Annotated in this window: 19 protein-coding genes; 8 read left to right on the forward strand and 11 right to left on the reverse strand. The window is 25.2% G+C overall.

Going from position 1 to position 24743, the window contains the following annotated elements; all coding sequences use genetic code 11:
• Positions 1–288: 288 nt before the first annotated feature.
• Entirely contained in the window at positions 289–999 is a 711-nt protein-coding gene (gene aroD, locus KQY27_RS01610) for a type I 3-dehydroquinate dehydratase (protein WP_224424828.1), read from the reverse strand.
• A gap of 540 nt (positions 1000–1539) precedes the next feature.
• Here aroD and KQY27_RS01615 point away from each other — a divergent pair.
• The 5 genes from KQY27_RS01615 (at position 1540) to KQY27_RS01635 (ending at position 5853) form a co-directional block, all read left to right on the forward strand.
• A complete protein-coding gene (locus KQY27_RS01615) occupies positions 1540–2265 on the forward strand; it encodes a hypothetical protein (protein WP_224424829.1) in 726 nt (241 codons plus the stop codon).
• A gap of 95 nt (positions 2266–2360) precedes the next feature.
• Entirely contained in the window at positions 2361–3218 is an 858-nt protein-coding gene (gene sucD, locus KQY27_RS01620; protein ID WP_224424830.1) for a succinate--CoA ligase subunit alpha, read from the forward strand.
• 28 nt (positions 3219–3246) lie between these two features.
• Positions 3247–4467, forward strand: coding sequence for a hydroxymethylglutaryl-CoA reductase (NADPH) (hmgA, locus tag KQY27_RS01625; RefSeq protein ID WP_224424831.1), 1221 nt, complete (start codon positions 3247–3249; stop codon positions 4465–4467).
• A 246-nt stretch (positions 4468–4713) separates the two neighbouring features.
• Positions 4714–4941, forward strand: a complete 228-nt coding sequence (locus KQY27_RS01630) for a hypothetical protein (RefSeq protein ID WP_224424832.1) — start codon at positions 4714–4716, stop codon at positions 4939–4941.
• Positions 4942–5100: 159 nt separating this feature from the next.
• On the forward strand, positions 5101–5853 hold the full coding sequence (locus KQY27_RS01635; RefSeq protein WP_224424833.1) for a Fic family protein: 753 nt from the start codon (positions 5101–5103) through the stop codon (positions 5851–5853).
• Between the two features lie 36 nt (positions 5854–5889).
• On the opposite strand, the gene KQY27_RS01640 is transcribed toward KQY27_RS01635, so the two are convergent.
• The 4 genes from KQY27_RS01640 to KQY27_RS01655 all read right to left on the reverse strand — a co-directional run bounded on the left by KQY27_RS01640 (position 5890) and on the right by KQY27_RS01655 (position 12118).
• Entirely contained in the window at positions 5890–6066 is a 177-nt protein-coding gene (locus KQY27_RS01640; protein ID WP_224424834.1) for a hypothetical protein, read from the reverse strand.
• Between the two features lie 286 nt (positions 6067–6352).
• Positions 6353–8701 (reverse strand): Ig-like domain-containing protein, encoded by a 2349-nt coding sequence (locus KQY27_RS01645; protein ID WP_224424835.1) that lies wholly within the window; start codon positions 8699–8701, stop codon positions 6353–6355.
• A gap of 544 nt (positions 8702–9245) precedes the next feature.
• The gene (locus KQY27_RS01650; protein ID WP_224424836.1) at positions 9246–10886 is read right to left on the reverse strand and encodes a replication factor C large subunit; all 1641 of its coding nucleotides are present in this window, start codon (positions 10884–10886) and stop codon (positions 9246–9248) included.
• Positions 10887–11170: 284 nt separating this feature from the next.
• Positions 11171–12118 (reverse strand): replication factor C small subunit, encoded by a 948-nt coding sequence (locus KQY27_RS01655; RefSeq protein WP_224424837.1) that lies wholly within the window; start codon positions 12116–12118, stop codon positions 11171–11173.
• A gap of 692 nt (positions 12119–12810) precedes the next feature.
• Here KQY27_RS01655 and KQY27_RS01660 point away from each other — a divergent pair.
• On the forward strand, positions 12811–13734 hold the full coding sequence (locus KQY27_RS01660; RefSeq protein WP_224424838.1) for a hypothetical protein: 924 nt from the start codon (positions 12811–12813) through the stop codon (positions 13732–13734).
• Between the two features lie 218 nt (positions 13735–13952).
• On the opposite strand, the gene KQY27_RS01665 is transcribed toward KQY27_RS01660, so the two are convergent.
• The 4 genes from KQY27_RS01665 to KQY27_RS01680 form a co-directional block, all read right to left on the reverse strand.
• The gene (locus tag KQY27_RS01665) at positions 13953–15182 is read right to left on the reverse strand and encodes a hypothetical protein (RefSeq protein ID WP_224424839.1); all 1230 of its coding nucleotides are present in this window, start codon (positions 15180–15182) and stop codon (positions 13953–13955) included.
• 154 nt (positions 15183–15336) lie between these two features.
• Positions 15337–15990 carry a hypothetical protein gene (locus KQY27_RS01670; RefSeq protein ID WP_224424840.1) on the reverse strand — a complete coding sequence of 218 codons (654 nt, stop codon included), beginning with the start codon at positions 15988–15990 and terminating at the stop codon, positions 15337–15339.
• Positions 15991–16023: 33 nt separating this feature from the next.
• Positions 16024–16191 (reverse strand): hypothetical protein, encoded by a 168-nt coding sequence (locus tag KQY27_RS01675; protein WP_224424841.1) that lies wholly within the window; start codon positions 16189–16191, stop codon positions 16024–16026.
• A gap of 324 nt (positions 16192–16515) precedes the next feature.
• Positions 16516–17031 carry a hypothetical protein gene (locus KQY27_RS01680; RefSeq protein WP_224424842.1) on the reverse strand — a complete coding sequence of 172 codons (516 nt, stop codon included), beginning with the start codon at positions 17029–17031 and terminating at the stop codon, positions 16516–16518.
• Positions 17032–17691: 660 nt separating this feature from the next.
• Between KQY27_RS01680 and KQY27_RS01685 the strand changes: the two genes are divergently transcribed.
• Positions 17692–18651 (forward strand): zinc metalloprotease HtpX, encoded by a 960-nt coding sequence (locus KQY27_RS01685; protein ID WP_224424849.1) that lies wholly within the window; start codon positions 17692–17694, stop codon positions 18649–18651.
• Positions 18652–18991: 340 nt separating this feature from the next.
• A complete protein-coding gene (locus tag KQY27_RS01690; RefSeq protein WP_224424843.1) occupies positions 18992–20053 on the forward strand; it encodes a ribonuclease H-like domain-containing protein in 1062 nt (353 codons plus the stop codon).
• Between the two features lie 149 nt (positions 20054–20202).
• Here the strand turns inward: KQY27_RS01690 and KQY27_RS09315 are convergent, their stop codons facing one another.
• Both KQY27_RS09315 and KQY27_RS09320 read right to left on the reverse strand, forming a co-directional pair.
• Positions 20203–22224: an Ig-like domain repeat protein gene (locus KQY27_RS09315; protein WP_224424844.1), complete on the reverse strand. Its 2022-nt coding sequence runs from the start codon at positions 22222–22224 to the stop codon at positions 20203–20205.
• A gap of 1274 nt (positions 22225–23498) precedes the next feature.
• Complete coding sequence (locus tag KQY27_RS09320; RefSeq protein WP_224424845.1) at positions 23499–24671, reverse strand: Ig-like domain-containing protein; 1173 nt, start codon at positions 24669–24671, stop codon at positions 23499–23501.
• Between the last annotated feature and the right edge of the window lie 72 nt (positions 24672–24743).

The following is a 24743-nucleotide window of genomic DNA, read 5'->3' on the forward strand; positions in this document are numbered from 1 at the left end:
AGATATTTTTTAGATATTAATTGTATTAAATATTTTAGATATAATATATTTTAATATAATATAATATTTTAATATAATATATTGTGATATTAAATATTCTATATATAAAATATTCTATGTATAATAAATTATTATATATAAATATATTAGATATAAATATAATTTAGATTATAATATACTTAATATTTTCAAATATAATAATGTTTACTATCTTATTTAAATAAATATACAATATAGTTATTTAAATACAATATATAAATAAAAAATACATAAAATCATACATAAAGTTTAAATATCTTCCAATAAATCATCGTGATCCATTAAGTCCATATTCAACATTAATTTCATAGTTTCAATATCGATTTGACCAGGAGCTGTTACATCCCCACCTGTTGCAAAAGTAATAGGTGCATTAAATTTAGACGCCATTACTCTTGTATAACTTCCTAATTCTCCCATAGAAATAGCTATAGTATTTTCACAACGTGACATAATAGCTAAAACACTAATAGTATCTTCAAGATTTTTAGGCATAACAGCTATTTTAGCTACATCTCCCAATGATCTTTCTTTTTTTACAATTTCAAGCAAATCATCTACAGGAGGAGTTTTTTCAAAATCATGAAAAGAAATAATAGTTTTAACTCCTACATCTTCACATTTACCTAAAATATAATTTCTAAGACAAGAATCTGTTTGAAGCTCAATATCAATATATTCAACATATTTTAAACCACAGCAAGATTTAAGAATATCAATTCTTTCTCTTTCACTTCCAACGAAACTACCTCCTTCATCTTTACTACGATTAGTAGCAATGATTGGAAAAGCTATCTCCCCTATAATTTCTTTAATAGTGTTAGAATCAGCATTGACTATTCCATCTATTCTAAGTTCAAGAAGATCAGCTCCTTTTTTAATATAGTCATTAGCTGTATTAATAATATCTTCTGTATTTTTCTGCATTATAGGAATAGCTATTTTAGTTTCTGAAATCAATATTCTTCCTCTTTTATAAAATGAGATATAATTAAATTATTTATTTAATAATTTTATTTTAATTATTCTAATTATTTATTTATAATTTTAATATTTTTAATATTGGTATTTTATTCAGTATTATTATTTTAATTTACAATAATTTACTAAATTTTCTATAAAAAATAAAATATATTTTTCTTATATAATTAATTTTGCTATTTAATTCTCTGAGGTTTCAACTTAAGAAATTTTAGTAAAATTACTTTGTGTTAAAGTTTCTGAATCTAGATATGAAATTAATATTAAATCAATTAGTATTTAAATAACAATTAATAAATATTATACTATTATAAATATTATATCATTATATTAATTAAAATAAAATTATTAAAAAATAAATTATAAAAATATAATTATTGAAATATAATTATAATGAAATATAATTATAAAAAATTTATTAAAAATTAATAAAAATTAATGAAAAATAAATTATTGAAATAGAATATTAAAAAATATAATTATATGTTTTATATATTGAAAAGATAGTTTGGTGTTAAATTGAAGGTAACAGCTATTGGGGCAGATATATCTATTAATGATGTTTCTTGTAGTTATTCACTCACAAATAGTATTGAAAGAGATATTTCAAAACTAGTAGATAAAGGTGCTCATAGTGCAGCTTTAACCAATATCACTGGTGATGATATAGTAATATCAGCTTTTGTAGAAGATGAATTACTTGAAGATATTAATCAAGAAATTGTGAATATTTTAAGGAATAATGCTGAAGACATCGGTGATGTAGGTGGAATATCATCTAATCCAGAAACTGCTGGAGAAGGAATTTCTTATGCAGAAGCAAAAATCAGACAAGACAGATATCCTGATGCAATAATAATTGCTTTTGATACATATGGAGGAGAAAGTTTTGTAGAAGATGTAGCTAACTCTTGCATTGATGCAGGTAGTGGAATGCCAGGGCTTACTGATGTTTGTAATAAATTAGGTGGAAAGCAAAGAAAAATCCCTGGTGTAGGTTATGTTTCAAATGATACCGATGATCCAGTTATAGTAGCTACTATTGAAAATATTGAGTCTGTAGGTGTAGTTGCTAGTGCTATGATTGGTGCAGCATGTGGAAATAAAAATACATATCTTGTGGAAAGAGGAACACCAGCTAATGTAATACCTGGAAGTGTAATTTTTTCAGCTACAGCTTTTATGAATGGCAATGTTATTGATTTAGCAGTTCCTTTCCAAGAAAGAACAAGAATTTTAAGATAATTAATTTAAAATAATTAATAAAAATAACTAATATAATTAATCCGTGAATAAAAAATAAATTATTGAAATTATAAATAAGGGCAATGAGGGTAAAAATGATTCTATTAAATGAAAATACAAAATGTTTAGTTCAAGGAATCACTGGAAAACAAGGTTCTTTTCATACAGAACAAATGCTTCAATATAATACTAATATTGTAGCTGGTGTAACTCCTGGAAAAGGTGGGCAAGAATTTCAAGGAGTTCCAATATTTGATTCAATAGAAGAAGCTAAGGAAAATACTGATGTAAATGCTTCTATAATATTTGTTCCAGCACCTTATGCAAAGGATGCTGCATTCGAATCTATAAAACATTTAGATCTTGTTGTGATAATCACTGAACATATACCAGTTCACGATTCTATGGAAATAATGGCATATGCAAAAAAGAAGAATGTTATTGTTATTGGACCTAATACTCCTGGATTAATATCTCCAAAAGCTGGAAAAATGGGAATAATGCCTACGCATATTTTTTCAGAAGGTAATGTTGGAGTTATTTCTAGAAGTGGAACTTTAACATATGAAGTAGCTAGTCAGCTAACAAGAGCAGGAATAGGTCAAAGCACTTGTATTGGTATTGGTGGAGACCCTGTAATAGGCACAGACTATTCTACAATTCTACAAAAATTCGAAGACGATCCAGAAACCGAAAAAATCGTGCTGATTGGAGAAATTGGTGGAAATGCAGAAGAAAAAGCTGCAGAATATATTAAAGAAAATATCTCTAAACCAGTTGTTTCCTATATTGCAGGAATTACAGCTCCTCCTGGAAAAAGAATGGGTCATGCAGGAGCTATTATTGAAGGAAGTGCAGGAACAGCTGAAAGTAAAATGCAAGCTCTTGAACAAGCTGGTGTTAATGTAGCTAAAAAACCTTCAGATATAGTTGAATTAATTAAAGATTTATAATCATATTTTAAATACTGTCTGTGAAAAAATGGAACCTAATAATATCATCCAAAAACTCAAAAATGGTGAAATAAAGCTTTATGAAGTTGAAAAACATACTTCATCAGTTGAAGAAGCTATAGACACAAGAAGAAGGTTTATTGAAGAAATTTCTAATACAAATCTTGATACAATAGCTAAATACTCTCTTGATATGGAATCAGCTGGGAAAAAAAATATTGAAAATCCTATTGGAACTATTCAAATCCCAATTGGAGTAGCTGGTCCTTTAAAAATCAATGGAGAGTATATTAAAAATAGTGATACTAATAATAATGAATTTTATGTTCCATTAGCTACTTCTGAAGGAGCCCTTGTAGCTTCAGTAAATAGAGGTTGTTCAACAATAACCGAAGCAGGAGGAGTAAACACCAGAGTCATTGATGATAAAATGACTAGAGCTCCTGTTATCAAAGCAAAATCAGCTTCAGAAACTGTAAAAATCAAACAATGGTTTGAAAATAACTTCCAAAACTTAAAAGAAATAGCTGAAACAACAACAAGCCATGGAAAATTGATAAAAATTGATCCAATTCTCATTGTAGGAAATTATGTTTATCCTCGTTTTGTTTATTCTACTGGAGATAGTATGGGTATGAACATGGTAACCATAGCTACTGAGAAGGTTCTTGAACTTTTATTAGATGAATGTGAAGCTCAAATAATTGCACTCAGTGGTAATGTCTGTGTTGATAAAAAACCATCTTCAATTAATTTAGTTGAAGGTAGAGGAAAAACTGTGGTAGCTGATATAGTTATTCCTGCAGAAATAGTGAAAAATAAGTTAAAAACCACAGCAGAAGCAATTGTAGAGGTTAATGTAGCAAAAAATCTCCTTGGTTCAGCTGCAAGTGGAAGTATGGGTTTTAATGCGCATTATGCAAATATGATTGGAGCTATATTTTTAGCTACTGGCCAAGATGTTGCCCATGTCGTTGAAGGATCTCTTGGAATCACTACTGCAGAAGATAGAGATGGGGATTTATATTTCTCTGTATCCATGCCCGATTTACCAATAGCTACTGTTGGTGGAGGAACAAGTCTTAAAACAGCACAAGAATCTCTTGAAATTTTAGGAGTAGTAGGTTCTGGAAAAGCTAAAAAATTTGCAGAAATAGTAATAGCTACTGTTTTAGCTGGAGAATTATCATTGATTGGAGCATTAGCTGCTGGACATTTAGCTAGAGCTCATCAACAATTAGGGAGATAATTTTAATAATAAATAATTTATTAAACTAATAAAATTTTTAAAATCATTAAAAAATTATATTAAAAAATATCTTAAAAATTATATTGTATATTCTATTGTATATTGTATAATCTATTAGATACAAATTTAGTAAACAAGATTTATATAAATTTAAATAATTATGATAAAATTATACATTGAAAAATAAAATTCCTCAATTAACTTTATACAAAAATACTTACAAAAACACTATTTGAGTTGTTATTTATGGATTTAGAAGAATTCGATAATCTTGAAATAGAATTACCAGAACTTGAATATCCAGAATTAGAGTTGGAAACTGATGATATAAAGTTAATATTAACTTTAAAGAAAGATTATTCTAAAATAGAAAATATTGAAGAGAGAAAAAAAGAATTCATCAAAAATATGAAAGATTTCATAGATGAATTTGCAGCTAATCCTGAATTTGATGAATTGATGAAATACTACTAAAATCAGAATATTAGAAAATAATAGATAAATAAAAATTAAAAAATTATATAAAATTACATAAAATAAATAAGTTGTAAATCTATATAAAAATTAAATAAAATTAATAGAAAATCATTGATGAATGAAAAAATTCTTAATTGAAATAAGGACTGTGTTTGAATGACAGATAAATACAAAGTTCTAATTGAAAAAAAAAATTTACTTAAAAATAATATACATCTACTAAGTAAAGAAATCTTAGAAAATTATACTACTGATTTTAATATCAATTTTACTCACGATTCAACAGCTATTGAAGGAAATACTTTAACTTTAAAAGAAACTAAACTTTTACTTGAAGATAAAATCTCTGTAGGTTCAAAAGATTTAAGAGAAGTATATGAAATAGTTAATCATGAAAAAGCTTGGAATTATGTTAAAACACTTATTAAAAAAGGGAAAAATTTAGATGAAACAATAATAAAAGAAATTCACAGAATTCTAATGGAAAATATTATGGAAGGTGGAGAATATAGAGATATTGATGTTAGAATAACTGGTGCAAAGCATTCCCCACCAAGTCCAATTATTGCAAAAATTGAATTAAATGAATTCTTTAAAAAATTAAAAAATAATGATTTCAATGAAATAGCATATTCAGCATACACTCATGCCGAATTTGTTAGAATACATCCTTTTACTGATGGTAATGGTAGAATATCAAGAATTATAATGAATTATCAATTAGTTAAAAATGATTTTTTACCAATATCAATTAAAACGAAAGATAAAAACAATTATTATGATGCTTTAGAAGAATATGGTATTAATAATAATTTAAATCCATTTATTAAAATGATTTATGAATTAGAAGAAGAACAACTTGATTTTTATTTAAATGCAATAAAATTAAGAAAAAATAAAGATTTATAATTTCATTCTATCCATAATTCTATTCATTTTAATTGATTATATTTGTTTTATTAATTTATCATAACAAGGGCCGAATTCTATATAGCTATATAATATTAAATTTCTAATACCATTAACAGCTTCAAATTTGCTTAAACCTGTGATTTTCATAAGATTTTCCAACTCACAATTACTTTCTTTTAAGCTGTGTAGTATTTTCTGCTCATTTTCCATCATCATAATAATTTATTATCATTAAGCACCTATTTATCTTTTTTCTTTTTAATTATAAAATTTTAATATTTTTATGATTATAATTAAATTGTTTAAATACTTATAGAATTCATGGTAAAATTAGTTTAAAAATTGCTAAAATGATTCCTATTGGAAATATTTAGATAATAATAAAGATCATTATTTCAATATTCATTTTGAAGATATTGAGGATAAATATATACTTATTTATTTTAAAAAAAGAAAAGAGGATAAAAAATCATATTATCCTCAAAATATTTTTATATTATTGTTTTTTTCTTATTACCATTCCTAAACAACTTAACAATACTAACACTAGTAAGTTTATTGGTATTCCTGTAGATTTCATAGTGGCTTTAACATTATAATCTGAATTGTCTTTGTCATTATTATTGTCATTATTATCTGAATTGTTTTTATCATTGTCGTTATTATCTAGATTATCTTGGATTGTTAAAATACCAATACCTTCACTAGGATTATGAAGTTTATCGCCTAAAAATATTGCAGTAACTTGAAAAGTTCCAGTGTTCTCTGGTATATAATCTAAAGTAGCTATTCCTTCTTGATTAGTTATAGCGTCTCCAATGTATTTACCAGCTATATAAAAGCTAACTTTTTTATCAGCCAATGGCTTACCATTTTGATCAACGAGCTTAGCTACCAATCTAACTTTTTTACCTTTTTCAGCAGTTATATCATCAACAGTGATTATAACACTACTTTTTATAGCATTAAATTCGAATGATACAAATTCTTGATCAAGTGAAGCATTACTTGATTGTAAACCAACATTTTGGATTTTGAACTGAGTAATGAAAAGATCATCACGACTACTACTGAAATTTAAGCCATTAAAAGTACCATTAATCACAAAGTAAGGCATTTTTTCTACGCCTTCATTAGTGAGAGTAGTATTCAAGACCAATAATACAAAATTAAGAGTATCACCAACTCGAACAATAGCAAAATTATTAAGATTAGTAATATTCAAGATATAATGGTTATTAGTATCAAAACCAGAAATCATACTAACTGCATCATTAAGCCCCCACCAATTATAATCAAAACTGCTACCAGCATCAGTAGTTGCAAAAAGCAAACCAAGCTCAACAGCCAAAATACGATTATAATTAACAGTCATATTGACAAAACTAGGACTGAACTCATCAATACTAATACCCATACTACTAGTATTAATAGTATTACTAACAATATGAATATTACTCAAAGTAGCATCATCTAATTCAAAGTATAAACCAACACTACTAGTAAAAGTATTATTGAACAAAGATAAACCACTAAACTCATTTAGACAATATATATGCATAGCATACAAACCATCAATACAAGTAATATTATTCCAAAGAAAACTTATACTATTAGTACTATTAGATGCATTTAAAAAAACACCATTCTCCATTGCTATAATATCATTATTAACAACGGTTATGGTATTATTACTATCATAAACAGATAAAAGAACACCATAAACCATTCCAGTAATCATATTATTAGAAATAACAATAGTATTGTTACTACTAAATGAACTTAAGTAAATACCAGAACGATTTAATCCTGTAATGTTGTTGTTAGTAATAGTTATATTGTTGTTACTATACTCTGCATCTACATAAATACCTCCTGTATCACCACTAGTCGCTAATGTTGTGAAATTATTGTTGATAATAGTTACATTGCTGTTAGACTCCCTTAAGCCCAAATAAAGACTATCAGTTGTGGATGATGTAACGTCATTATTAGTAATGGAAAGAGAATTATTATTATGGTTAGTCCTAGAATCAAAAATGTAAATACCATGTCCTTGTGCTCTGATCTTATTGTTAGTAGCAGTTAGAGTATTGTTAGCATGGCCTGAATATAAGTAAAAACCACGTCTTGATGACCCTGTAATATCATTATTAGTAAGCATAATGATGTTGTGGCCATATTGTCCATCGAAATCAACACCATCATTTGCTCCTGTAATATTGTTGTTTTCAATAAGTATTGAATTATTACAATATTGAACATCTATACGTAGACCATCACCACTTCCAGTATTAGCTAAAATATTATTATTTTTTATAGAAACACCAACAGTAGAATTACGTGAATAGATATAAACTGCACCACGATAATTAGTACCAATAGAAGAAATTATAGTATTATTTTCTATTGATATACCTGATAAATCACCATCTCCCTCAACGTCAACACTAATACCACTTGTACTAATATTACAACCTATAATAGATAATTTACCAGTATTTGACATCATAGCTGTTTGATATCCACTAATTGTTAAATTAATAAACTTAACATTCTGACTAGTGATATTAAATAAAGTACCAGTTCCAGAAATTCGAACATTATTCTTATTTTTACCAATTATGGTGGCATTACGACTAATATTGATCTGATCAAAGTTATAATCCCCCTCATCAAGATTAATCACCAAATCAGAATCATTATCATTGTAAATAATATCCTGAACATCAGTAGTAGAACTAGAATTATTCAAATTATAAGTTCCAGCACTAACACTTGACAAACTAAACAATAACAAAAAAGACATTAAAATCAAAAATGTTGCAACACATTTATGCTTCATAAACAAATTTTACCCCCCCCTTTAAATTAATTATTATTAATTTTTTGATTAATCAATAACAAAATACATATATATAAAATTTACATAAAAAATTTTTATAAAGTTCTTGAGTTATTATTAATCAGAAAAAGATACTTAAAAACAATTTATATATAAAAAATCTTTAAAAAATCTTTTTCTCATTAATAAAAAACAAATAATAAGCTAATTATATAATATAACTAAAAATTAGCTAAAAATACGAAAATTATAAAACCAATTATACAGAAAAAATCACCCCAATTTTTACCAATAAAAGTTTATTTATTTTTAAAATAACATTGTTTAATTTCTATTTTAAGACCATTTATAAGTTTATTTATCTCTTATATTATCAATAATCTTCAATAATAATCTTACTTTTATCAACTATGATAAATAAATATATAACTCATTAATAATAAAAGTTTCGTATTATACTATATAATAAAAGAAATTAATAAAAATTAAAAATTAATAAAAAAATATAGAAATAAATAAAAAAATTAATAAAAATTAATAAAAATTAAAAATTAAATAATGATTTTTGAGCAACATCTTTTTGAGCTTTTTTAGGTTTTTCCTCTTTTGGTTGATCTTCTTTATTTTCAGAACTTTCTGATTTTTTTTCCTTTTTTGTTTCTATTTTTTCTTTTTCAGAAGTTGTTTGTTCTGATGATTCAGTTATTTTAGTTGTTTCTGTTGTTTTCTCATTTAATTCTTTTTTAAGTGTTTTTTCAGGTTTTTCTTCTTTATTTTCTTCAGCTTTTTCTTCTTTGATTTTATCATTTATTTTTTCTTTTTTAGTTTTTGAATCAAATGCTAAAGTTCCTGAATTTATATGTACAACTTCATTTAAATGGCTTTCAGATTTAGCTAATTCTTTATTTTTAGTTAATTCTTCTCTGATTTCCTTTTCTTTCCTATTAATAACTGATTTAGGTATTTTCTTTTTTCTAAATCGTTTTATTTCATCATCATCAAAGTCTAGAAAATGAGAAATATCATATGCAACATCATCGTTTTCAAACATTATCTCCATATAAGGAAACATAGAAATAGCTACACTATTAGACATGTGTAATTTTTCAGACATTTTCTCAGCAATACCATCTCTAAGAGCTCTTTTTCCTCTTGTTCTACCCATGAGAGAGAAAGCCATAGCTCCTGTAAGTCTTGTGAATTTTTTATAGGTTTCATCTTTAGCTATAGCTACACCAACACCCATAAACTCACTAGCATATCTCCAATATGTATAAGTTCTAGTTTGTTGTGCTCTTCCAAAGTATAAATCAGCTTCACTTATCATTTCATAAGCTTTTTTGATTTCTTCTGGTTTTTCATATTCTCTAGGAATGTTTTCAGCTATATATTCCATTACAAGAGTTGGATCTTCATCTAATCTAAGAGAATTCTTTACTTTATCAATACTTTTGCTTTTTAATACTCTTCTTACACTATCAAAAATATTGTTTGTATTATCCTTTTGAGAAACAATCTCTAAATCTTCCATTCGAAGTTTTTTAGTTTCATCAGCTATAACTTGTAGAGTGTTTAAAGCTGAACGCATATCTCCATTAGAATTTTTAGCTAAAGCACGAACTGCTTCAGGATCAGCTTCAATTCCTTCTTTAGCACAAATACGTTTAAGTAATGCATTGATAGAGTTTGTATGGACTTTTCCTATTTTAATGACTTTACATTTTGGTTTAATACTTGTTAGTCTTTTACTGTAAAAATCATTAGCTGTCATGACAATTGGATGAATACTTTCTTTAATAATCTTCCCAATAGCCCTAGTTCCACCTCTATCATCAGTCCCATGAATTCCATCGACTTCATCGAGAATGATTAGTTTGTGGTCATCATGATTGTTATTGTCAGTAGTAAAAAAGGATTTGGTAGTTGCAGATTCTCCAACAGTATTCATAATAATATCATATGAACGTTTATCACTAGCATTTAACTCAATGAAATCAGAAAATTCATTAGCTATTACATGAGCAAAGGTTGTTTTTCCAGTTCCAGCTGGTCCAACAAGTAATAAGCAAGGCTGAGGATCCCCTTCTTTCCAGCTTTTCACCCAAGCTTCAATTTCCTTTTTTTGCTTACCATTCCCAATAATGTCTTTAAACGTTTTAGGGCGGTATTTTTCTGTCCAACGCATATTTTTTACCTTTATTTAAAAATAAAAATTTATACTAAACATTTACAATAAAGATCTATAATAAAATGTGGTAAATTATAATAAAATTTAATAGAGTATAATAGAGTATAATGAAGTATATTAAAGTATATTAATGCATATTAATGCATATTAAAATATATTAAAATATATTAAAATATATTAAAGCATATTAAACTTTATATAACTTAAATACAACTAATAAAATCGAATTTTATTATAATTAATTTTAATAGATCTAAATATCACAAATAAATCAACATAATTTATAAAAATTTAGTTAACAATGCTTCAAGCTGAATCCTAGGATTAGCACCTTCTCTGATTCTAAAATCAGAATCTGCAATAGCTTCAATCAAATCTATATAAATTTCACTATCCATATTACCTTCCATAGCTCTTTTAGTAACGTCTTGATAGATTTGATTAACCATATCTTCCCCACTAGTTCCTTGTAAAACCATAGTTTCACGAAGAAGATCCCTAGCTCCCATAAAATCACCAGTAAGAGCTTTAGTAACCATTTCACTGATATCTTTAGGTTTAGCTTTTGAAACAACATCGTAAATCTTATCTTCAGTTATCTTTTCTTCACCAGAAGCTGCAGCTTGCAAAAGATTTACAGCCTTACGCATATCTCCTTCTGCAAAGTAAACTATAGTTTCAAGAGCTGTATCATCATAATCAACATTTTCTTCACCTGCTATATATTCCAATCTTTTAACAATATCTTGACCTTTGATTGGTGCAAATCTAAATATTGCACATCTTGATTGAATAGGATCAATGATTTTTGAAGAATAATTACATGAAAGTATAAATGAAGCTGTTTTGGTATACATCTCCATTTCACGACGAAGTGCATGTTGAGCATCCTTAGTCATATTATCCACTTCATCAAGGAAAATAATTCTAAATGGAGCTCCAACTGGTTTTAAACGGCAGAAATTTTTGATATTAGTCCTTACAGTTTCAATACCTCTTGCATCAGAAGCATTTAACTCAAGGAAATTTTGACGCCAATATTCTCCAAGAATAGATTTAACTAAAGCAAGTGCAGTTGTGGTTTTTCCAACACCTGCAGGACCTGTAAACATTAAATTTGGCATTCCTTCTTCATTTACATAGTTTTCTAATCGTTCAATAATATGTTTTTGGCCAACAACATCTTCTAACTTTTGTGGTCTGTATTTCTCTACCCAAGGTCCTTTCATTCAATCACCAGCAATAAGAGTAAATTATTAAATAATTAAATTAAGATTTCACTTACGATTTTACAATTTTTAAATATAATATTTTAAACTAATATTCTAAATTAATAGTTTAAATTATATTTTAATTTATATTTTAAATTAATAAATTAAATTAATAGATTAAATTAATAGATTAATAAATTTAATGAATTTAGTAAATCTATAAATTAATATATTTTTTATATTTTTCTGTATATTTATTTATTGTATTCATTGTATTTAATTTAATTTAAAATAATGTTTTCCTAGTTCATGAAAAATAATTTATAAGTTTTATAAATTGCATAAAAAAGCTATAAATATGAATAAAAAATCTATTAAAATACTTTAAAATTATAAAACTATTAAAATCTATTAAAATATATAAAATCTATTAAAATCTAATTAAAATTTATTAAAATTTATTATAATCTATTATAATCTATTATAATTTATTAAAATTTATTATAATCTATTATAATCTATTATAATTTATTAAAATTTATTATAAAAATTTTTATTATAATAAAAATAAATATATTCATAATTTATTATATAAAAAAAATATTCATAAATTATACAATTATCCACTAATAATAATATAAAATTGATAAAATTATATATTGATTAATAATTTAAGGATATATGAATATATAAACATATGAGGATTTATTATGTTTGGATTAAAGAAAAAAGACAAGATTGTAGATGAAAATATCATTGAATTAGATATTGATCAAGCTGTTGATTGTCTTTGTGATTTTACATATAATTTTTACTGGAATCATAAAGGAGAAAAGATGGAACTAACTGATAAAATTCCAAACAATAATTATACTTTTCAGGATATAGTTGAACACTTAAAAAAAGGATATTCAGTTAAAATAAATGGAGATGTTGGACATAGACTTTGTTCAAGTATGGGGGTTGATTTAGCTTACTTTGGTGGAACTGGGTCTGCAATTGAAGTTGGAGATGTTTTTGTTAATGGAAATGTAGCTAGTAGAATGGGAATAAGTATGAGAAAGGGAAATATTTATGTTAGTGGTAAGATTACTGATCCCATTGGAAACCTTGTAGAAGTTAAATCTGATGTCAAAGGATATAAAAAGTTTATTTCAATTACAGAATTATTAATGGATAAACCAAAAGTAAAGTTAATTGGAGCAAGTAAATATAGTAAGAAACTTGAAATCAATGATGGTTTAATTCGAGACACTTTAGGTGCTAGATTAGATGGAGATTATGAAGTTATTTTAAATGGAAATGCTGATCTTTCAACAGGAATTCTAATGAAAAAAGGTATTGTTAGAGTTAATGGAAATGGTGGAAATAATACAGCAGCTCTTTTAAACGGAGGCACTGTTATTATTGATGGAAACTGCGATGATTTTACAGCTGTTGAAATGAAAAAAGGAACAGTTATTATAAATGGAAATGCTGGGAAGTTTTTAGGACCTAAAAAAATATCCGGAGTTATCTATGGAAAACAAGGCAGTCCAATACATCCAACAAAAGAACATGAATTAACTAATGAAGATAAGATAACTTTACAAAACTATAAATTTAATCCTAAAGGATTTATTAAATTTGAATAAGCTCTTTTTAAAATTTTGATTTTTTAAATTTATTTATTTTTTATTTTATAAAAAAATAAAAAAATAAAATTATAAAAAATATAAATATAAATATAAAATATAAATAATTATTAGATAAAATAGATAAATTATTGAATTAATAGTAAAATAATAAAAATATAATAAATAGAAAATGAATTAAAACATTTAACTAAATATTACTAATAATTATATTATTTTTATTTGATAATCCATGGTTTTGAATTTGTTTTTACACCAGCAGCATTAGTATAAGTAGTATAAACTGTCTTTTTAGATTTTTCATATGATTTAAGAATTATAATTTTAACAATTGCTGGTTTTCCTGGTTTTAAAGCTTTAATTTTAACTGTCTTTTTATATTTCCCAATTTTTAAAGTTAAATAAGAAACTTTAGATTTAGACTCACCATAATTATAAACTCTAAACTTATAAAGAAGACTTTTAGAGTTTGTATATAAAACATATCTTTGTGCATATACACGTGGACCAATAATAGCAATATCTTCCCAAGATTTTGAAGATCTTACTTTAACTTTACTAATTTTAACTGATTTAGGAATTAAAACAGCTTGTCCTTTTTTAACAAAAATAGTACTTTTAGAAATACTTCCCTTTGATGAAGAATTAAGTGTTAAACCATAAGAATTTAAACCTTTAATATTTATTATTACATTTGAAATTTTACCATTCAATTTATTTATAAAAACGCCTACAGCAACTTTATTAGAAGTTATATTCGAATTAAGTAAATTTCCAGTCCAATTTGCACCAATAATACCTAAACCCCTATTACCTAAAAATATTTTACTATTTGAAAAATTTCCAAACCATTTACCAACACCTATTCCAGAATTAAATTTAAATAGTGATAAAGTTGATTTATAAACATTACCTGTCCAATTTACAGCAGCAATCATTATATTATCTACATCATTGGATTTGAAAACAGAATTAGTAACATTTCCTTTCCAACTTATAATTCCAATAGCAATTAAATACTTATTATTTAAATTAAAATTCATATTTTTAAAATTAATAACTGATTTAGAAGAATTTGAAAAAATCACAGTAGCTGCTAAATTAAAATTACCTTTACCATTATGATTTAGTGTTAGCCCAGAAAATGTAATCCCACTAGCTGAAACATTAAACATATTTTTATTTTTATTGAAATTAATTTGAGTTTTCACATTACTTTTAATATTAACAGATTTAGAAACATTTATAGTATCAGTTAAATCATATTTACTAGTATTAAAAATAAGATTATTACCTTTAACAGTACTATTATTCTTCATCCAATTATCAATATCACTGTGAGTTGTATTTTTATTAACAACCAAATCAGCAGCAGACACATTAGCTACAATTAAAAATAGAAATATAACTAAAGTAGCTGAAATTAATATTTTTCTAATTTTATTCATTATTCATCACCTAATTATTTTTTTAAAATAAAAAATTCTCACTTAGTTAATTCATCCGATTTAATAATATGTTTTTAAAAAATTACAAATAATTTAAAGTTAATTAATAAATATAAACATTTAATATATAAATTTAATAAAAATGATTGTAAATCTAATATGACATATAATCTTTTATTGCTTCCCATCCATTTTGGTTAATGTAATTATTAATCCAATCATACTCTTCTTTAGTTGAATTTAAAATTTTATATTCTTTTGGTGGATTTTCAGGGTCTTTCAAAGTAATATTATTAAGTAATGGTTCAACATAATTTTCAAACAAATCAGTATCTATAGAATTATTAGAATGAACAGCTCCACTACTAACTGTTACAAAATAATCCCCATTTTTTCCAGAAGCAAAACAAAGATACCCAGATCGATCTGTGGAGATACCTTTACTTAATTCATATTTCAAATTAAAAGAATTTGGATCTGAATAATAAATTTCCCATTGGACATCATTATATTCTTTAGTAGCTAGTTTCTCAGAACTCATCAAATTTATAACACCTTTTTTAGTAAAATTAAATGAATCAGCCATTAAAAAATCATAATAAACTCCATTATCCTCATCATGATACACTTTCATCCAACCCAACATAAGATTACTACTATTATTTTCAATAGCTACCCCATGAATTGTAGCACTTATAATCTTATTATCAATCTGAGTTTTTTGATTAGAAACTCCAAAAGCAATTGAAGCAACAATAGCTAAAACAATACAAATAATTGCAACATATACTAAAATCTTTTTATTCATAAAAATCCAAATCCCCTTAATAATTTTATATTTTCATTTTTCGCTCTTTTTTATGTATTTATCGCTTTTTGTAGTAATATTACTCATACCTACAATAAATAATAAAATACCTGCTAAGTATAATAAGTCCCATGGAGCTATAAAATATGTAAAATCACTGGTAAGATAATATCCATTTTCAAGAAATTGTATATGAGGCAATCCTGCAGAATAAAGAAAAATTAAAAATCCTACTATTATTAATAAAATAGATCCATTTTTACTATTTTTATTTACATAGAAGGAAGAGATTATCGCAACAGCTATAAGTAATATTCCAATCAGTACTTCAAAATCATTATACCTTAATTCAAAAGTAAAATATATTTGAAAGTACGTAATAAATGCTATAATTCCTAATATTGATCCAATTAAGCCTACTATTGTTGATATAGAAAATTTAATATTAATTTTATCTACTCCATATTTTTTTCTAAAAAAGAAACAATAAAATTTTTAAATCAATATTAATACACAAATTCCTCCCTAATTAGCAAATCCAATAACTCCCGTTGCAAAAACTATCAAAGCTCCGATATATTGCATATAAACTAAAATATCCTCATAAAATGAATAAAACCCACCAGTTATCAAAAATATCATAAAACCAATTACAATTAATAAAACAGAAGCTTTCGAACGATTTATATTTAAGTAAACAAATCCAAATAACCCCATACTTATTAAGACAATACTAATCCACATATAAATAAAAACTAGCTCATAATAATAATTTCCATAAAAATTCTCCAAAAAATAGATATTAGATATAAAATAAACCATTAAACCAAATAAACCAAAAATACTTAAACTATACTTTTTAAAATCAATTTTAGATTTAACTTTATACAAATATTTTTTTAATATATTTTCTCCAGGAAAATAACTAAAATCATCTTCCAAAATCATATCTTCGCAATCTTCACAAAATTCTAACTCATCTTCTTTTAATGACTTCCCACAATTTACACAAGTTTCAAAGTTATTTATTTCATCAGACATGTTTCCAACCTTTTTAAAAATTCAATTTTAAAAATCACCCATATATTATTAAAAAAATTATAATAATTAATACTTACAAATAATATATAACAAAAATAGCATATAAATTTTACTACATATAAAAAATAACAATAACAAATATAAACAATACAAATAAACAAAAACAATATAATAAAACAAAATCACCATATACAACTAAAGAAAAAAAATAAAAATAATCATGAAAAAAATTAAAATTAACAAATTAATAATATAAATAAAAAAATAAAATGAATAAAAAATAAAAAACATATAATATATAATAATAAATAATAATATATAAATAATAAAAATAAATAAACATCTGAATTAATTATAGCTTATTTTCCATAATATAATAATATTAATCAAATAATAAACTTTTTAAAGAAATTTTCAAATTTTTCATCATCCATAGGGCTAAAAAATGATTCAAATTGATTAATCCAAATGGAATTAGCTAATTTTTAAATATATTATAAAAACTATCGATTTTAGATAAAATATTTCAAATTTATCAAGATAAAAATTAAAATAACAATAAGTAACAATAAGTTTATATATATAAAAGTATATATGATACAATGTAATTTTATAAAAATTATTATAGAATAAATAATGATAATTAGAGGTGTTAATATTATATCCAATACATGGAAACTTAAACTGAGATTATGGTTAGCAATGGCCCTATTATTCGGTTTAGTTTATGCCATTATCATATTAGCTGCAACTTTACTAGGATATGGCGGAAGTTACGGGCTATTTGCATTGGTGGGATTAGGTGTAGTCTTTATTCAATACTTGATTGGTCCTTCAATTGTTCAAGCCACAATGAAAGTAAAATATGTTACAGAAGAACAAGCTCCAGAACTCCATCAAATGATAACTGAATTAGCTATGACAGCAGGAATTCCTAAACCTAAAGTTGGAATCTCTGAAATTAGTGTTCCAAATGCTTTTGCTTTTGGTAGAACCAAAAAAGATGGTAGAGTATGTGTTACAAGAGGAATCTTAAATACTTTAAATAAAGAAGAGTTAAAAGCTGTCCTTGGACATGAATTATCTCATATTAAACATAATGATATGGCAGTCACTACATTAGTAAGTGCTGTTCCATTAATCTGTTATTATATAGCTCTTTCATTCATGTTTAGTGGAGATAGTCGAAACGGCGGAGGATTTATAATAGGTATTTTAGCACTTGTTGCTTATTTTTTAGGTCAATTAATTGTTCTTTTCATATCCAGAACAAGAGAATATTATGCAGATCAAGGAAGTATTGAAATAGGTGGACAGCCTGAAAAATTAGCTTCAGCATTATATAAACTGGTTAATGGTGCTTCAAAATCTCCAAAAGAAGAAGTTAAAGATATTCAAGGTGTAAAAGCATTTTTCTTAAATGATATTTCAAATGCAGGAGAAGACATTAAAGAATTATCCCAATTAGACATTGATAATGATGGATCCATTTCTGCAAGTGAATTATCTCAATTAAAATATAAAAAAGTAAATATTAAATCTAGTGCAAAAATGATGGAATTATTCTCAACCCATCCAGATATGCTAAAAAGAATAGAAAGATTAGCTCAATATACCTAATCATTTTATTTACTTTATTTATTTACTTATTCACTTATTTTACTTATTTTTTTAAATTCATTTTATTTATTCATTTTTTTTAATTTATTTATTTTAATTATTTTACTTATTTAGTTTATTTATAAAAAATATAAAAAAATTTTATATATAACAAAATAATTCATAGTTTAGTAATTATAGAATATAAAAATATTTTATAAAAAATTAAAGTTATTAAAAAAATATGAATTATTTAAACATATAAAATCAGCTATTTTTCATATATAATATATACAAATAATAATTCTAAAATATCTGTAAACAATAATTTTAAATTATATAAACAAAATAAATAATAACGATGACATCAAAAAGATATGAAAATCATAAACAAGATATGTTAAAATCAATTTTATCGAAATCTTTAACTTCAGCAGCACCTTCTGAAGAAACAATAGCTAAAGCTCATGCTAATTCAGGAACTAACTCTGAAAATCCTATTATAAAGCTAAAATATACATTACTTGAAAAATATCAAGATCAAAAATTAGAAGATATTGAAGGAAGTGAAGTTATAGAAAATAGTTCTGGAGAAACTTTAAAAATTGTGAAAAAAGAAAAAATTGACTTTTCTCTTGATAATAAAAACTTTAAAAAAGAACTTATGTGTGATTTAAAGTTAATTCCAAAGGTTGGTCCAGCTACAGAAAAAAAATTAAAAGAAGCAGGATTTACAGATATCCCTTCACTACTTGAACATGAAAAATATTGTGAACATGCAGAAGAAGCTATTGAAAAACTTGAATCTGATTCACATTGGGATAAATTTAATCTCATTCGAAAGAACAGTAAAAGTAAAGGTAAGATGCTTAAATGTGCAGGAGACCTTGATTATGATAGCTTTAAATTTATGGATATTGAAACTCTTGGACTTTCCAATGTTCCAATTATTCTCATTGGTGTAGCTGAAATGGATAAAAAAGGAAAGAATATTACCTCAACACAATATCTTCTTAGGGATAAAGTCGAAGAACCAGCTGTTATAGAAGAATATTTATCTCATATTGATGAAAATTCTACACTTTTTACATATAATGGTGCTAGCTTTGATGTTCCTTTCATTAAAAATAGATGTAATTATTATCAAATTGAAAATAATGTCGAACCTTTCCACTATGATTTAATTTATTATGCAAGAGATCTTTGGAAAGACAAATTACCAAATTGTAAATTAACCACAATTGAAAAGAATATCTTCGACATAAACCGTGTAGATGATGTTCCAGGATCTCATATTCCTGGTTATTATGATACTTATTTAAAAGAAAAAAATATTGGCCCATTGATTCCAATCATTGAACACAATCGTTTAGATATAGTGTCATTAGCTAAATTCTTAATGACTATGCATGAAAAATCTTAAATAAAATAAATATTATTATTTCTTTTTTTATTTTATTATTTTTTATTTATTCTGGATTATATTATTCTGCATTTATTATATAATTATAATAAAAGAAAGGATAAAAATTAATTTATCCTTCAAAATATTTTTTTTATATTATTTTCGTTTTAGTGTTTTAGGCTAATTGATTTTTTGTTGTTAGCTAGTATTATTTCTTTGTTTTTGTTTTTGGGATCGATTTGGAAGTGTGCTATGCAGTATCTGTGGTTTGCTTTGTCTGGGAAATAGCTGACGATTATTGATATTTTTTTGCCTGGAGCTATTGATTTGATTTTGATGTATTTGGTTTTGATTTTAACTCCGTTTCTCATATGGAAAAGAGCCAAAGTAGTAGATTTAGATTTTAAACTTCCTTTATTAGCTATTGTGACTCTATATGTTGATACTCTTTTCTTAAAAGACAATTTTTTAATTGATACAATTCCTAGGTTGGTTTTAGGGTTGACTTTTTGCACTTTTGATATTTTTGATGATTTGTAGTTATTGTCTCCTGCGAATTTAGCTGTTACAGTATGTTTTCCACCTTTTAATCCAGCGATATTGAATACAGCTATTCCATTGTTGTTAGTTGTTGCTGTGTATGTTTTTCCTTTGATTGTTATTGATATTTTTTTGTTTTTGAGTATGTTGTCGTTTATGTCTTTTAGGGTTACTTTTATGTTGGTTTTTTTACCTTCCTTGATAGTTGGTGCAGAAACTGTTATAACAGTATCCTTTTCTAATACTATCTTAACTATTGTGCTGGTGTTAGCTGAATAGATTCTTGTTATAAAGCTATCAGATTCATCAGATTCATTCATTTTAGCGAGAATGGTGTATGTTCCTGAAGCTGAAACAGTATAGACAAGCTCACCAATACCGTCACTATTGGTTATTGCAGATCCTACTAATTTTCCATTAACATAGAAACTAATAAGTCTTCCAACAATAACATTACCCCATTTATCAGTAGCTTTCACTCTTATTGTAACCTTATTAAATGAAACACTAGTATTAATAGCTAAATCCGACTGAACATTATTAACACTTCCTGAACCATTGATTATACCACTATTAACAATATCTCCCCCAAAATTATCAGAAATATTATTATTACTAATATTCATAGAGCCACTAACATTATTAAAAATAGTATTATTACCATAATTATCAGTGATGTTGTTATTATCCAAAGTGACATTCTCACCATAATTGAATATTGCGCTACCATTAGATCCTTTATTCTCATTAAAACTAGAATTAGAAATAATTACATCATTGCCAGCATTACTTATTGCACCACCATTATTTATCGCAGAATTGTTAGTAAATATACAGTTAATTATGCTCACATTATTACCAGCAGTAGATATTGCACCACCATTTCTTGTTGCCGAATTGTTAGTAAATGTACAATTAATTATGCTCACATTACTACCAGTATTGATAGTTATTGCACCACCATTTATTCCTTTATTATTATTAAATGTACAATTAATTACAGCCACATCATTTCCATTAGACCAAAATCCTCCTGAACTAGCAACCCCATTATTATTTTCGAAAGTAGAATTAATCACATTAAAATTAATACCTCCATTCCTTATTGCACCACCAGTAGAAGCATTATTATTAATGAAATTACAATCTAATACAGAAACATTACTACCAACATTATAGATTGCACCTCCTAAATATCCAGTATTATTTATGAATGTACAATTTATGAATGTCATTGTTGTTCCAGCATAATTGTTCCAAATTGCCCCACCATTAACACCACCTGCATTTCCATTTATAAATGTTATGTTTATAAATGTTACATTCAAGTTATTGTTTATTGTGAATATTCTTGATAGTCCTTGTGCATCGAGAATGACTTTGTCCTTTGTTTTTCCTTGAATTGTAATATTTTTGTTAATTGTCATATTTGTATTGTTGTTGCCTTTGTACGTTCCTTCGGCGAGTTCTATTATGTCACCAGGGCTTGAAGTAGTTAGTCCACTACTTATTCCACCACCAGCAGTTGAGTTATCAATAGATGTAGTAGCAGCAAAACCAGCTTGCAAACTAATTACAGCTAACAAAATAATACCTACAATAATTAAAGTATGAGTTATTATTTTTTTGATTTTTAAAATTTTATTCACCTCCCCCATTATAGGGTTAAAACTTATTTTTGAAATTTTAAATGTGAAAAAAAGAAAGAAACAAATGATCCTCCTAAAAAAAAAGAATTCAAGAGGGTGATATATGTAAAAAAAATTCCTTAATAAGAACATACCATTTTTATCATCTTTTAATCACATTACAAATTTCATTTTTTTGATTAACAAAATCCAACATTAATGTATAAATAGGTAATAAAACTCTCCACATAAAATCATCAGCCCATTACAATATTATACATTAAAAAAAGAGCATTTACTCAAAGAAATTTTTTTATAAAGCTCTTCATAATCCCATTAATCATGAAAAAATTACTCAAAAAAATAAAAATAATTTATAATAATTTTTATTGATAACCTTTTCATCATTAATAAATAAGACACAACAATATAACAATTTATTATATTAATAGCTAAAAAAATCTGATAACGCATAGCCATTTAAAACAATTAGTTTTAAAAATTCCTCTTTTAACAAAGAATAATATTATTTCACTGCAAAAAATTAACTTCGTTAAATTTAGGTTAAACGAAATAAATTTAAGAAAAAATAACCATAATTTAAAAAAATAAGGAGTAATTTCATTATAAAAAAAATAAATTATATAAAAAACATTTAATAAATAATAATAATTTATAATTAATAGAATACTTTGGTATGAAAATAAACCAATATTATATTAATTATTGTGAAAAAATAGCAAATACTTCGTTTAACCTAAATTAAACGAAACAAGAAAAAAACAGACAATCCACAAATTGAATATGTAATATGTTTTTTACTATAATATATTTTAAGATATGATAATATATAAATATAACTGTTTTGTAATAAATATTTTCAAAGAAAAATATAAACATGAAAACCAAAAACAATAACAAGTCTATAAAAAAAATAAAATAATAAGTAAAAAATGAAGTTATCAAATTTTTTAACTATGAAAAATTGAAAGTACTTTAAATTTCTTCAATAATAAAAAAATAAATTAATAATCATTATATTAAGAATATAAAAATGAATTATAAAGAATAAATAATAAAATAAACAGAATACAATACTCATTCTATAATTATAATATTAAATTAACCTATAATTTCTCATTTAGTATTAAAAAGTGGACTAAATGACCATTATTTAAAAATAATAAAATGTAATTACATGAACATATATTGGACATTTATAAAATATCTAAAAATTATATAAAAAAAAGTATAAAAAAAGGGATAAAAAATATCCCTTAAAAAATATAATTATACTATTTTCTTCTTTTATATGATATTAATCCGAAAATGGTTAATATTGCAATTAGAACTTGTGCAACAGGCATTCCAGTGTTTTTCATTTCTGCTTTGTTAATAGTATATGCTTTTGGATTATTATTAGAAATGTCTATACTAGCACTAGAAGGAGCAAATTGATTATCACCTAAAAAAGATGCTTTTAAAGTACCAGTCGGTCCATCATATTCAAATATAATTTGACCATACTGATTAGTCACACCAACCTTAATAACTTTACCTTTCATATGTAAATAAATGGTCTTACCTTCAAGGAAATTTCCATTTTCATCAGTCAAAGTTACTATAATCTTATTGCCATCTTTTTGGATTGTTATTTTTGTTAGTACTTTTGAAACTTTTGTTTGGCTACTAGCACTACTTGGAAGATACATTTCATCACCAGCATATTTACTTGTGACAGTGTATGTTCCTGCTTTAGTGTATTTGTAGTTGAATTTAGCTATTCCATTTGCATCGGTTTTAGCTGATCCTACTTTTTTACCGTTTATGTAGAAGTCTACTGTAGCGTTAGCTATTGGGTTTCCATCTTTATCAGTTAATTTACTTACCAATGTTACTGTATCTCCAACTTTAACTTCTTTTGGCACATTAATACTAATACTAGTAGGCATTGGTACTAATAATTCACCATTATTAACTAAAATAGTGTAATTTTCATGTCCCTCATAATCACCAGTTACCGGAATAACAGATCCCGGCCCTTGAGTAACTAAATAAGTAGTGTTAGCCTTACCTTCAACAACTTCTACATTTTCATATAAAACACCATTAAGATAAAAACTAATATTCTGACCAGTAACAGTATTACCCATATCATCAGTCAAAGTAGCAAACAAAGTGATTGTAGAACCATTCTTAACAACCCAAGTAGAATTACTTAAGAAAGTAAGATTCAAAACACCCATAGTGCCATTATTATAAATCACATTGGCTAATGCTGCAATATTATTCCCCATAACATTACCAAAAATAGCCATACTCCCTTTATTATAAATAGAACCACCAATAGTAGTTGCATTATTACCAGTAAAAGTAGAATTACCCACAGTCACATTAGAACCAGCATTATAAATAGCTCCACCATAATTTGCCTTATTACCAGTAAAAGTAGAATTACCCACAGTCACATTAGAACCAGTATTAACAATAGCTCCACCATAATTTGCCTTATTACCAGTAAAAGTAGAATTCGAGATCTA

The organism is Methanobrevibacter sp. TMH8 (genome assembly GCF_020148105.1).
In the GTDB taxonomy this organism is placed as follows: Archaea; Methanobacteriota; Methanobacteria; order Methanobacteriales; family Methanobacteriaceae; genus Methanobinarius.